A 12192-nucleotide genomic window follows, 5' to 3' on the forward strand; every position below is an offset into this window, starting at 1 on the left:
AACGCCGGGGCGTGGCTAGCGCTGTTCGCCGGCCGGCTTGCCGTCGTCCTCACCCAGACAGCGGATCATGAAAGCCGTTGTGTCCCGCGGCAGCACCTGTGCGGCGCGTGCCTTGAGACGGCATTCGAGCTGCGCGATCTGGCGCGCCCGCTGCCGTTCCGACGGCAATGCTGATTGCCGCAACCGCCGCAAGGTCATCGGTGAGCCATCCGACTCGAAGCTCAGCTCGTATTTCTTGCCGTTCTGGTCGGTGGCAGCGCAGGCAACGGTCGACACCTGCCGCGTGATGAAGCTTCCGACCTGGCGGCAGGAGCCGGTCGACATCTCGACCAGCGGCACCGGCAGTCCATCGACACGCGGGCGGTCGCTCGACTTCAGCAACATGCGATCGACCGCGAGCTCGAACAGATTGTCCTGGGTGCGCTCGGTGCTCTCGCCGGAGAACGAGACGATGTGGCTCTTGTCGGCGGGATCGTCGAGCACCACGGTGAATTCGGAGCGGCCGCGCAGCGTGTGGAAATAGGCCACCGCCTTGCAGGTGTAGCTGCGGCCGGCAATGCTGACATTGCGGCAGGTGCCCGACATCAACGCATAAAGGTCGACGTCATAGACCGGGCCCGCGGCGACAGCGAGCGCCGGCCAGCAGACAATGGAAACCGCAATCAATTGAGCGAAACGGGAGATCATGCTGAAACGGTCGAGAACGCGGTCGTTGGAGAGGCCCATGGCGCAGGGTCGCCGATTTCCACGGACTGTGCAACGAAGAAGCGGGCCCAAATGTGGAGGCCCCGCAAGCAATCGCCCGGGAAACGCAGGGCAAACCATGCGGAAAGGCCGCGGCGCTCGTGGCTTGCGTCAGATTTGCGGGCCGGACAGAGTGACCTCGCGCTCCGCGCGGAAGACGTTGCTGTAAAGATTCGCGATCCACTGACGACCGCTTGCCGTCATGTTCAGGCAATTGATGGCGCCCTGGATGTGCGGCGCAACCATATTCCAGTAGAATTGCGGATAGCGGTCGACGATGTCGGCCGGCGATTCATAGCCGAGCTGGCGGTTGATACCGACTTCCTCGAACTCGTGATAGAGCGCGTTGGCCTTCCTGATGTAGTTGGGATCGCCGAGTTGCCCGATGAAATCGGCTGCCCGGACGATCGCCGCCTCGTCGTCATAGTGCTGGCCTTCGGGCGATGGAAACCGTGTGCCCTCGATGTTGCGCGCGACGCGCTCGCGATCGAGCGGCAGCACGGCCTCGAGCCTGTCGAGCACATAGAGCTTCGAGCGGTCGACGTGATACGGCATCAGGCCGGCATCCGACGAGCCTCGCGGCAGCACGACCTTGTTGCCCGCGGCATCGATGACGTAGCCATCCGGTCCATCGCCCTTCAGCAGGCCGCGCACATAGCCGATGTCGTGCGTCAGGCAGGCGATGATCGTGTGGGTGTAATCCTCCGCGGTGACGTGGGTGTGCAGCGCGCGGCCGCGGATGATGTCGTGCCCGGCCAGCGTGACCAGCATCGTGTGCTCGACATTGTGGTAGAGCGCATCGCTGTTGCCGATGCATTCCAGCGCGATGCGCGCGGCGGCCGGCAGGAGTTCGCCAAAGCGCGCCTGCGAGGCCCCGAAGGTGCGGCTGACATGGGTGGCGAGAAACTTCTCCAAAGCACCCGCTGCCAACTCAGGTAACGTCATCATCGATGCAGCCCCCGACCGCGCAACGTTCCTCACTCGTCCCGATCTCACGTCGTAGTTGGGTGGCAACTATAGCGTATCTGCGGGCGTGCGGCTATGCGCTGGCGGGCGCGCGATTCATTCAGCCGTACTTTTCCGGTCTTGCCGGCTGCGGCACCAAAGTCGCTGATAATGGCATGAACCGTGCATGATTCGGTTCAGACCGGGTTAATCCTACGGATAAACACCATCATGCTCGTTACGCTCGTCGCCATCCTCTGCAATGCTCAGCTCTGCATGGAAAAGGTCGTCACCAACAGCGACCAATCCGGCATCACCATGGGCGCATGCGCCGTGAATGCCCAAATCGGCATCGCCGATTGGCTCGCCAAGGGGCCGTATCACGATTGGCGCTTGCAGAGCTACAAGTGCATCATGGGCAAATACGTCCCCAAGAACGAAGTGTGATGTGTGCTCACAGCCCCCGAAGGGGCTGACCGGTTTCATCTGCCCGACTGGAACAGCCTGCGAAACCGCGTGATGCAGGCGCGTGCACCACAAGTCAAAGTCCATTTTATGGGCTATCACTGTCGTCCGCGATGGTGAAAGACACGTGAGGTCGCCCAGGAATGGCCAGAGAATGCCCGCAACGCCGCTGATTGCCTACGCGCATGTCGGCAAGAGTTTTGACGATGGACGCGTGGTGGCGGTCGACGACGTCTCGCTTGACGTGGCCGAGGGTGAATTCCTGGCTGTTGTCGGCGGCTCGGGCTCCGGCAAGACGACGCTGCTCAGGCTGGCCAACCGCCTGATCGAAGCCGACCGCGGCAGGATCGCGGTCGAGGGTGAGGATGTCAGCCGCATCGACCCGATCCTGCTGCGGCGCCGCATCGGCTATGTCTTCCAGAGCGGCGGGCTGTTTCCGCACCTTTCCGTCGCCGGCAATATCGGCATCACGCCGAAGCTGCTCGGCTGGCCGCAGGCGGAGATCTCCGCACGGGTCGACGAGTTGCTCGATCTCGTGCGGCTCGATCGCGCACAGCATCGCGACCGCCTGCCGCACGAGCTCTCCGGCGGCCAGCGCCAGCGTGTCGGCGTCGCGCGTGCGCTGGCTGCGAAGCCGCGTATCGTGCTGATGGACGAGCCGTTCGGCGCGCTCGATCCCTTGACCCGCGACGCGCTCGGAGACGACTATCGAACGCTTCACCGCGCGCTTGGGCTCACCACGATCATGATCACCCACGACATGACCGAGGCGCTGCTGCTCGCCGACCGCGTGGCGGTCATGCACCGCGGCAGGTTGCTCGCGCTCGGCACTGCTGCGGAGCTCGCGGCGAGCACCGACGCCTATGTCGGCGAACTCTTGCGCACGCCGCGGCGACAGGCGGAACGCCTCGGCGCATTGCTGCCGCGGGACGCCACGGCATGAGCGATCCACGCTGGAGCGAGGCGCTTGCGCATCTGCCCGACTATCTCGGCAACCATGTCCGGGTCAGCGTCGCCGCGCTGGCGCTCGGGCTTTTGATCAGCCTGCCGCTTGCGATCATCGCCCGCAACCGGCCGCTGCTGCGCGGTGCACTGCTCGGGCTTGCCAGCATCGTGCAGACCGTACCGGGCCTCGCGCTGCTCGCGCTGTTCTATCCGCTGCTGCTGGCGCTCGCCGCACTGACCGCAGCGTGGCTCGGCTTCAGCTTCTCCGCCTTCGGCTTCCTGCCCGCGGTGCTGGCGCTCGCGCTCTATTCGATGCTGCCGGTGTTGCGCAACACCATCACCGGGCTCTCCGGCGTCGATCCGGCGGTGCTGGAGGCCGCCGAGGGCGTCGGCATGACGCCGCGCCAATCGCTCACCATGGTCGAGCTGCCGCTGGCGCTGCCGGTGATGATGGCGGGGATCCGCACCGCCGCGGTGTGGGTGATCGGCACCGCGACGCTGTCGACGCCGATCGGCCAGACCAGCCTCGGCAATTACATCTTCGCCGGCCTGCAAACCCAGAACTGGGTGTTCGTGCTGTTCGGCTGCTTTGCCGCCGCCGTGCTCGCGCTGGTCGTTGACCAGTTGCTGGCGCTGATCGAAAGCGGCCTGCGCAGTCGCAGCCGAACCCGGACCGCGCTCGGCGGACTCGGCATCGCGGCGCTGATCGCGGCGACGCTGGTGCCGGCGATCGCGCGTCCACAGGCCCGCTATGTGGTCGGCGCCAAGACCTTCACCGAGCAATATGTGCTGTCGGCGCTGATAGCGCAGCGGCTGCAAGCGGCCGGCCTGCCGACGACGACCCGCGCCGGCCTCGGCTCCAACGTGATCTTCGATGCGCTCGCAGCCGGCGACATCGACGTCTATGTCGACTATTCCGGCACGCTGTGGGCCAACCAGTTCCACCACAGCGAGATCAGGCCCCGCGCCGAACTGCTGAGCGAACTGAAGACGACGCTGGGCAAGCAGGACATCACCCTGTTCGGCGAACTCGGCTTCGAGAATGCCTATGCGCTTGTCATGCCGAAGGCGCGCGCCGATCAGCTCGGCATCCATACCATCGCCGACCTCGCCTCGCATGCCGCGACGATGTCGATCGCCGGCGACTATGAATTCTTCTCGCGGCCGGAATGGGCCGGCATCCAGAAGTCCTATGGGCTGTCATTCCGCGCCCAGCGAACGATGCAGCCGGACTTCATGTATGCCGCGGCCGCCTCCGGCGAAGTCGACGTCATCGCGGGCTACACCAGCGACGGCCTGATCGCGAAATATGGCTTGGTGACGCTCGATGACAACAGGCACGCCATCCCACCCTATGACGCCATCGTTCTGCTGTCGCCGAAGCGGCGTGACGACGAGGCTCTCAAGGCGGCGCTGCGGCCGCTGCTCGGCAGGATCGACATCGCGGCAATGCGCGAGGCAAACCTGCGCGCGTCGGGCAATGACGCATCGTCATCGCCCGAAGCCGTGGCGCGCTGGCTGTGGGAGAAAGTCGGGCCGAAATAGATTGCGTAGGATGAGTAGAGCGCAGCGAAACCCATCCTCTCTCCCGTAGCTACCAAGGCGATGGGTTTCGCTGCGCTCTACCCATCCTACACCTCTACAATCCCTTGATGATCCCCGCGTCGATCAACAGGCGGTTGAAGCGGCGCGCTTCTGCGCCATCCTTGCAGGAGTAGAACGCGCCGTTGCAGCGAAGCATGATCGCCTTCTGCTCCTCGAACGAGGGATCCAGCGGAATGCCCGCGGCTTCCTGGATCACCAGCGGCAGATAGGCGGCATCGATCGTGTCCATCACCGCCGGGCTCTTCACCGGTTCGAAGTTGACGGCATCGATCGCGTAATATGTCGCGTAGTAGCGCGGATCGTAGTCCATCAGCTTCTTGCCGATGCCGGCCTCGTCGAGCTCGGGATCGAGCAGCTGCGGCGAGAACTCCGGCTGGTGATCGCCGTAGCGCACGATCAGGAACGGCTGCGCCGGGAACTTCTTCTTCAGCGCGGCGACAAAGCCGGCATAGTCGCCCGCGCTCATCGCCTGCCGGCGCAGATATTCGTCGACCGACGGCGCGTTGCCCGGCCGTTTCCATGCCGGCAGCAGCTCGGGACGAAATTTCGTCTCCCACGGGAAGTGATTGGCGGCGAGATAGACGAAGGTGAACAGCGGCGCACTGAGCGTCTTCTGCTCGGCCATCAGCTTCAGCGCCTTGTCGTAGAAGAAGCTGTCGGGCTCGACGTCCTTCGCGTGCAGATCATGCGCGTCGTAGAAACGCTGGATGCCGGTCGTGGTCTGGAAGCTGCGCGCACTCATGAAGGCGCCGAACGCCGGATACAGCGACAGTGTATCGTAGCCGCAGCGGCGCAGTGCCAGCGGCAGGCCACGCTCGACCCGGCCCGAGGCGATGCGGGTGACGAAATAGGCGAACCGGCCGAACGAGCGCGAGGACAATCCCGCGAGTACGTTGTACTCGGTGAACCAGCTCGGCCCGCCATTGCTCTCGGCGAGGAATTTGCGTTCGACGCCGTCATAGGATTTGAACTGGCTGCCATAGCCGGACGGGACCTTGACGCCCGGTGCGGTACGGATGTCGAAGCTCGATTCATCATGGATCATGATGATGTTCGGCCGCCGCCCGGCGGGATGGCAGGCATCGACCGTAGGTATCTTGAGCTGGTCGCTCGCCGAGGGATCCGACTCCATGAAGCCATAGGCGACGAAGTCCGATACGGCGGTCACACCGGAGCGTGCGAACTTCGACAGGTAGCCGTCGTCGTAATAGCCGCGCCAGGCTTCATCCGGCCAGGCGAAGGCATAGCCCGAGAGCGCCGCCGTGCAGGCAAGACAGGCAGCCGCGGCCGGCAGGCGGCGGATGCGGAACGGATCGAGCCACCACAGCGCGTACATCAAGGGCAGCGTGACCAGGCCGGCGCCGATGATCGACCAGCGCAGGTTCGGAAAGATCGTGAGCAGGAACGCCGCGGTGTCGCGATCGATCACCATCAGGTCGACGAAGTTCGCGGTCATCTGCACCACGTCGTGCTTGAAGCGCGACAGCAGCACCAGCACCACGACCAGCGTCAGCGACAGTGCGCCCGACAGCGCCGGCCTGCGCAGCAGCGTGATGAACAGGAAGTTCAGGATTCCCCAGGTCAGCAGGAAGCACAGCCGCGAGCCGAAATCGGTCTCGGTCCGCAGCATCAGGATCAGCGCGCCGAGATGCGGCGCGGCGACCGCCATCAGCCGCCAGACGCCGATCGCGGCGAGACCGCCGGCCAGTGCGGCAACCGACGAATTTTGCTGAGGCGCGGGCGCCATGGGCGGGACGCAATACTATCCGGCGCAATGTCACGGCCTTGACTGGCAGAGGCCAGGAGGCACACCGCACAGCCGGTATCTGCGCCGTGTCATAAAATCGTAATTGAATCGTCATGAACGCGCAATGAATTTGCCCGCCCGGGTGCGCCGGCAGACAGCGACCCTGCGGCCTAGACCTTTGCCTCAGCCGCAGCGGGCGCCGTGATGCCCGCGATGAAGAGGTCGAGGATGTCGGCGGCCATCCGCCCGGCCTCCGCTTCGCCGACGCCCCAGCGCGGCAAATGGCCGTCGATGTGCATCCGCGCAAAACCATAGACCAGCGCGCGGCCGGCGATCTGGACCTGCTTCAGGTCAAGCGCCCGGAGTTGTCCGGCGGCAGATGCCTCCGCCAGCATGCGCTCGGTCAGGCCGATCAACTCCGCATTGTCGCTGGAAACGCCGGCCGAGCGGTCATGGTCGAAGAAGCGGCGGCTGGAGATGATCTCGAAATGGGTCGGGTTCTTCATGGCCCAGCGCAGATAGGCAATCCCGAGGCAGCGGAAACGGCCGAGCGGATCGCCCGGCGGTGCGTCAGTCAGCGCCGCCTCGATCTCGGCACGGAAACGGCGCTGCGCCTCCTCGGCCACCGCATTCATCAGGGCATCGCGGCTCGGGAAATGCCGGAACGGCGCCGCCGGCGAAACCCCGGCGCGGCGAGCGGCTTCGCGGACGCTGACCGCGTCCGGCCCGCCCTCGCCGGCCAGCTGCATCGCGGCATCGATCAGGACCCGGCGCAAGTCGCCGTGGTGGTAGGGCTTGGCCGCCGGCGCCCGCGCCGCGGCGGCCGGACGCGGCTTGGCGGGTCGGCGTCCCGAAGGCGGGCTTTTGACGGAGCGACGCATCGCGCTTTGGCTCTTTGTTTGAGCATGACCTTTTCGGAAAACCGCTTCGCACTTTTCCGGGTCATGCTCCCTAGCATCACCCGCTTGTGAATGTAAGCACCGATTACACGGATTGACCGCGCGCGATCGCGAGATGTAACTGGTGATTACATCAACATCGGGAGGCAGGATATGGCGGCGCGTCGGAACTGGTTCGAGGGCTGGCGGCTGTTCGGCGTGCTCACTCTCACCCTGATCGGGCTTTCGATCTGGATCGCCGCGATGCGGCAGTTCGAGGTCGAGGGCCTGCGGATGGTGATCCGCTTCACGGCGCGGACCTCGCTGCTGTTGTTCTGCCTCGCCTTCTCCGCAGCGGCGCTGGTGCGGCTGTGGCCGAACGCCTGGACCCACTGGCAGCGCCGCAACCGCCGTTATCTCGGCGTCACCTTTGCGGCGTCGCACGCCATCCATGCGGTCGCAATCACCGCGTTCGCGATGCTCGATCGGGCCGGCTTCGCAGCCGCGACTTCGGCGGTCTCCACCATCTTCGGCGGCATCGGCTATCTCGTCATCATCGCGCTGACCGTGACCTCATTCGATCGCACGGCCGCGCTGCTCGGTACACGCGCCTGGCGCAGGCTGCATCTGATCGGCGGCTATTATCTGCTGCTGCAGTTCACGATCTCGTTCGGCAAGCGGATCCCGGAGATGCCGCTCTACGCGCTGTTCCTCGTGCCACTCGCCGCGGTGTTCGCGCTCAGGATGATCAGCATGGCCGCGCGGCCCGCGCCACATCAGGCGCAGGCGGGCTGAGATCGCGCCGCCTCACACCAAATGAAACTTGCGGCCGAGCCGGCGATGCACCGACAGCACCGCGCGATCGACGTCGCTGATCAGGCTGTCGCCGAGCACGACGTTCGGAATCTCCCAGTTGCGCCCGATCTGCGCGTCGGGGAGCGCCGTGACCGCCGGCACGCGCGCGGTCTCGCAGCCGGGCTGGGCGCGCAGCGCCTCCTCGGCAAGTCGGGTCAATTCGTGCTGGCTCTTTCCGTCGGTCATGACCGCGGTCCTGACTCCGGAAAATGGCCCACTGATGGCCGAGATTCTCCAGTTCCTTGGCGCGGGCTTCCGTCATGCCGCGCATGCATTCGCCGGCATCGAGCCTTCGCCGAGGTCGTAATACAGGCAGTTGACGTCACGGTATTGGATCCATTCAGGCCGCACCCCGGCTGGCCTTCCCGATCCGCGCAGGATATTTCATGGGCGTGGAGGCACCATGCGGCGCAACCTGACGCCTATGATCATTCTGGCCGTGGTCGGCCTGCTCGTCGGCGGGCTGTTTCGCTATGCCTTCGATCGGCCCTACGAGGCGTCGGTCGCGAACTACGTGCGAAGCGCCATTGAGGGCGCCGCCATCACCCTGATCGTCTGGGCCACGCACCTTTATCTGGCCGCGCGTGGCGGCTGGCTGCGGCAACGGCCGCTCATCGTCGAGTTGCTTGTCCGCTCCGTTATCCTTGCCGTCATCGTCGCGGTTGCCGCGATTGTGCTGGAGGTCGTGCTCAACGAGCACGGGATCGACACGAAATTTTTCCGCAAAACCTTCCTGAAGATCATCGGCGTCGCCCTGCTGCTGTCGATCCCGATCACAGCGATCTACGAGCTGGTGCGGATGATCGGCGGGCGAACGCTGCTCAACGTCGCGCTTGGACGCTATCGCCAGCCGGTGCGCGAGGAACGTGTGCTGCTGTTTCTCGACCTAGTCGGCTCGACGACGCTGGCGGAACAGATGGGCGAGCTGCGCGTGCAGGAGCTGTTGACGCGCTTCTTCTCTGACATCGATGCACCCATCGTGTTGCACGGCGGCGAGGTTCACGCCTATGTCGGCGACGAGGTCATCGTGACCTGGCCGGCCGATACGGACAAGGGATCGCGGCGCTACCTCGACTGCGTGTTCGCGATCGAGGACCGCCTTGCCAAGCGGGCCGATCATTATCGCAAGGCGTTCGGCGTGGTGCCGGCGTTTCGGGCCGGGATGCATGCCGGGCCGGTCGTCATCGCCGAATGCGGGGACTCGCGGCGACAGATCGCCTATTTCGGCGACACCGTGAACGTCACGGCGCGGCTGCAGGCGCATTGCAAGGAGGCCGGCCGGCCGCTGCTGGTATCGGGCGAACTGCTCCGCCTGCTGCCGTCACAGCCGGATCTTGCCATCGAGCCGCTCGGCTCGACGCAGCTGCGCGGGCGCGCAGCTTCGATCGACATATTCGCCGTCGCGCGCCGCGCAACGTCCTAAACAATTCCTTACAGCGCACCGGCACCGGCTTCCGTTGGGCCGAAAGCACGAATTTAATCAAATCTGGTCGCGGCCCGTTAAGGATGCGACGCACCCCGTATTTGCACCGGGTTCCACCTTAACGCAGGTGTAAGGTGGCTATCGATATCGTGCAGTCTGTTGTTATCAAAGAAAACAAGGTTGCCCATCGATGGCGCAACAGGCGTCACAATCGATTATTGCCGAACTCGAGGATGCGGTCCGGGACGGGACATCGGCCAAGCGCGTGCAGACGCTGCGGCAGGTCACCGATCTGTTCCTGAACGATGGCGACCGCCTCAACGATGAACAGGTCAAGGTGTTCGACGACGTGCTCTGCCTGCTGGTGGCGCGCGTCGAGACGCGTGCGCGGGCCGAGCTCAGCAAGCGGCTCGCACCGCTCGACTATGCGCCGTTTGATGTGATTCACCATCTTGCCTGGGACGAGGATATCGGCGTCGCCGGCGAGGTGCTGACCCACTCCAGCCGCCTCTCAAACGCCGCACTGCGCGAGATCGCCAGCAGCAAGGGACAGGATCATCTGTTCGCGATCTCGGCGCGGGAAAATCTGCCCGCGTTCGTCACCGACGTGATCATCGACCGCGGCGAGGACCGGGTGATCCGGCGCCTCGCCAAGAACGCCGGCGCTGAGTTCTCCGACAACGGCTACTCCACGATCGTCGCCCGCGCCGAAGGCGACGACGAACTGGTCGAGATCCTCGGCCTGCGCATCGACATTCCGGCCAAGCTGTTGCGCGACCTGCTGCAGCGCGCCAAGGACACCGTGCGCGCCCGCCTGCTCGCGATCGCCTCGCCCCGCGCGCGCGAGGAGATCAGCCAGGTGCTGAACGACATCGCGCAGGAAGAGGCCGCCGCCCCGCGCCGCAACTACGGCATCGCCGAAGAGCTTGTGAAGCTGATGAAGCAGCTGAACGAGCTCGATGATGCGGCCGTCTACAAATTCGCCGAGGACGGCAAGTTCGACGAGGTCACGGTCGCGCTCGCCGTGCTCAACGACATGCCGATCGCGATGATCGAGCGGCTGATGCTCGGGCTGCGCTCCGACCTGCTGCTGATCCCGTGCCGCTCGGCAAAGCTGAACTGGCCGACGGTCGAGGCCATCCTGCGCAAGCGGCCGCTGCCGCATGCCATCGACCACGCGACGCTGGAGATCGCGCAACGCGACTACCGGCGGCTGTCGCTGGAGACCGCCCAGCGCACGGTGCGGTTCTGGCAACTGCACAACAGGATCGAGAAGCAGCCGATCACGGCGGGCTAACCGGCCGCCGGCGTTATTCGCAGACAAGGAAAAAGGGTGGGCAGTTTGACTGCCCACCCTTTTTTATCGTCGATGCGCAGGGTGGGTTAGCCGCAGGCGTAACCCACCCCGCAAGACCGCACTTAGTTCTTGCTCTTGTCGACCAGCGCGCCCTTCTTGATCCAGGGCATCATGTCGCGCAGCTTGGCGCCGACTTCCTCGATCGGGTGCTGGGCGAGCTTGGCGCGGGTCGCCTTGAACGAGGTCTGGTTGACCTTGTTCTCCAGCATCCAGTCGCGGGCGAACTTGCCGCCCTGGATGTCGGCGAGCACGCGCTTCATCTCGGCCTTGGTCTCGGCCGTGACGATGCGCGGACCGGTGACGTACTCGCCGTATTCGGCGGTGTTGGAGATCGAGTAGTTCATGTTGGCGATACCGCCTTCATAGATCAGGTCGACGATCAGCTTCACTTCATGCAGGCACTCGAAATAGGCCATCTCGGGCGCGTAGCCGGCTTCGACCAGCGTCTCGTAGCCGCCCTTGATCAGTTCGACCAGGCCGCCGCAGAGCACCACCTGCTCGCCGAACAGGTCGGTCTCGCACTCTTCCTTGAAGGTGGTCTCGATGATGCCGGCGCGGCCGCCGCCGATCGCCGAGGCGTAGGACAGGCCGAGGTCATGGGCGTTGCCCGAGGAGTCCTTGGCGATCGCGATCAGGCAGGGCACGCCGCCGCCGCGCTGATACTCCGAGCGCACGGTGTGGCCGGGGCCCTTCGGCGCGATCATCAGCACGTCGAGGTCGGCGCGCGGATCGAGCAGGTTGAAGTGCACGTTGAGGCCGTGAGCGAACACCAGCGCCGCGCCCTTCTTCATGTTGTCGTGCAGGTGCTCGCGATAGATGTCGCCCTGCAGTTCGTCCGGGGTCAGCATCATGACCAGGTCGGCCCACTTCGCGGCTTCGGCGACTTCCATCACTTTGAAGCCGGCGTTCTCGGCCTTCTTGGCCGAGGCCGAACCCTTGCGCAGCGCGATCGCGACGTCCTTGACGCCGGAATCCTTCAGGTTCAGCGCATGGGCGTGGCCCTGGCTGCCGTAGCCAACGATGGCGACCTTCTTGCCCTTGATCAGGTTCAGGTCGGCATCGCGATCGTAGTAAACTCGCATCGTGGTTTCCTCGTTTGAAGGGGGCCAAAATCGGCCGATGGGTCAGGCTTTCGGAAGGACAGAACCGCCGGGCGCCCGCGAATTTCCGGCGTTGTCTAGAGCATTTTTCCCCTCAGGGGAAACCCTCATCTCGCATGGCGCGGTGC

The 12192-nt window shown here is 64.9% G+C and carries 12 protein-coding genes; 6 read left to right on the plus strand and 6 right to left on the minus strand.

Annotated features, from left to right (window positions below; genetic code table 11):
- Positions 1–15: 15 nt before the first annotated feature.
- Positions 16–666 carry a hypothetical protein gene (locus tag JQ507_24120; protein QRI73488.1) on the minus strand — a complete coding sequence of 217 codons (651 nt, stop codon included), beginning with the start codon at positions 664–666 and terminating at the stop codon, positions 16–18.
- A 189-nt stretch (positions 667–855) separates the two neighbouring features.
- The gene (locus JQ507_24125; protein QRI68018.1) at positions 856–1692 is read right to left on the minus strand and encodes a metal-dependent phosphohydrolase; all 837 of its coding nucleotides are present in this window, start codon (positions 1690–1692) and stop codon (positions 856–858) included.
- A 228-nt stretch (positions 1693–1920) separates the two neighbouring features.
- Between JQ507_24125 and JQ507_24130 the strand changes: the two genes are divergently transcribed.
- The 3 genes from JQ507_24130 (at position 1921) to JQ507_24140 (ending at position 4644) form a co-directional block, all read left to right on the plus strand.
- Positions 1921–2136: a hypothetical protein gene (locus JQ507_24130; GenBank protein ID QRI68019.1), complete on the plus strand. Its 216-nt coding sequence runs from the start codon at positions 1921–1923 to the stop codon at positions 2134–2136.
- A gap of 172 nt (positions 2137–2308) precedes the next feature.
- The gene (locus tag JQ507_24135) at positions 2309–3097 is read left to right on the plus strand and encodes an ATP-binding cassette domain-containing protein (protein QRI68020.1); all 789 of its coding nucleotides are present in this window, start codon (positions 2309–2311) and stop codon (positions 3095–3097) included.
- Positions 3094–4644 carry an ABC transporter permease/substrate-binding protein gene (locus JQ507_24140; protein QRI68021.1) on the plus strand — a complete coding sequence of 517 codons (1551 nt, stop codon included), beginning with the start codon at positions 3094–3096 and terminating at the stop codon, positions 4642–4644. Before JQ507_24135 ends, JQ507_24140 begins: the two co-directional genes overlap by 4 nt.
- A gap of 94 nt (positions 4645–4738) precedes the next feature.
- Here JQ507_24140 and JQ507_24145 read toward each other — a convergent pair whose 3' ends face one another.
- Positions 4739–6451, minus strand: coding sequence for a sulfatase-like hydrolase/transferase (locus JQ507_24145; GenBank protein QRI68022.1), 1713 nt, complete (start codon positions 6449–6451; stop codon positions 4739–4741).
- Positions 6452–6621: 170 nt separating this feature from the next.
- A complete protein-coding gene (locus tag JQ507_24150) occupies positions 6622–7332 on the minus strand; it encodes a TetR/AcrR family transcriptional regulator (GenBank protein ID QRI68023.1) in 711 nt (236 codons plus the stop codon).
- Positions 7333–7503: 171 nt separating this feature from the next.
- Here JQ507_24150 and JQ507_24155 point away from each other — a divergent pair, with 171 nt between their 5' ends.
- Positions 7504–8124 (plus strand): hypothetical protein, encoded by a 621-nt coding sequence (locus JQ507_24155; protein ID QRI68024.1) that lies wholly within the window; start codon positions 7504–7506, stop codon positions 8122–8124.
- 12 nt (positions 8125–8136) lie between these two features.
- Here the strand turns inward: JQ507_24155 and JQ507_24160 are convergent, their stop codons facing one another.
- Complete coding sequence (locus JQ507_24160; GenBank protein ID QRI68025.1) at positions 8137–8370, minus strand: hypothetical protein; 234 nt, start codon at positions 8368–8370, stop codon at positions 8137–8139.
- A 217-nt stretch (positions 8371–8587) separates the two neighbouring features.
- On the opposite strand from JQ507_24160, the gene JQ507_24165 reads away from it, so the two are divergent.
- A complete protein-coding gene (locus tag JQ507_24165; GenBank protein QRI68026.1) occupies positions 8588–9607 on the plus strand; it encodes an adenylate/guanylate cyclase domain-containing protein in 1020 nt (339 codons plus the stop codon).
- A 190-nt stretch (positions 9608–9797) separates the two neighbouring features.
- On the plus strand, positions 9798–10904 hold the full coding sequence (locus JQ507_24170) for a DUF2336 domain-containing protein (GenBank protein ID QRI68027.1): 1107 nt from the start codon (positions 9798–9800) through the stop codon (positions 10902–10904).
- Between the two features lie 122 nt (positions 10905–11026).
- On the opposite strand, the gene ilvC is transcribed toward JQ507_24170, so the two are convergent.
- Positions 11027–12046: a ketol-acid reductoisomerase gene (gene ilvC / locus JQ507_24175; GenBank protein ID QRI68028.1), complete on the minus strand. Its 1020-nt coding sequence runs from the start codon at positions 12044–12046 to the stop codon at positions 11027–11029.
- Positions 12047–12192: the final 146 nt, after the last annotated feature.

It is taken from the genome of Bradyrhizobium sp. PSBB068 (assembly GCA_016839165.1).
GTDB lineage: Bacteria > Pseudomonadota > Alphaproteobacteria > Rhizobiales > Xanthobacteraceae > Bradyrhizobium.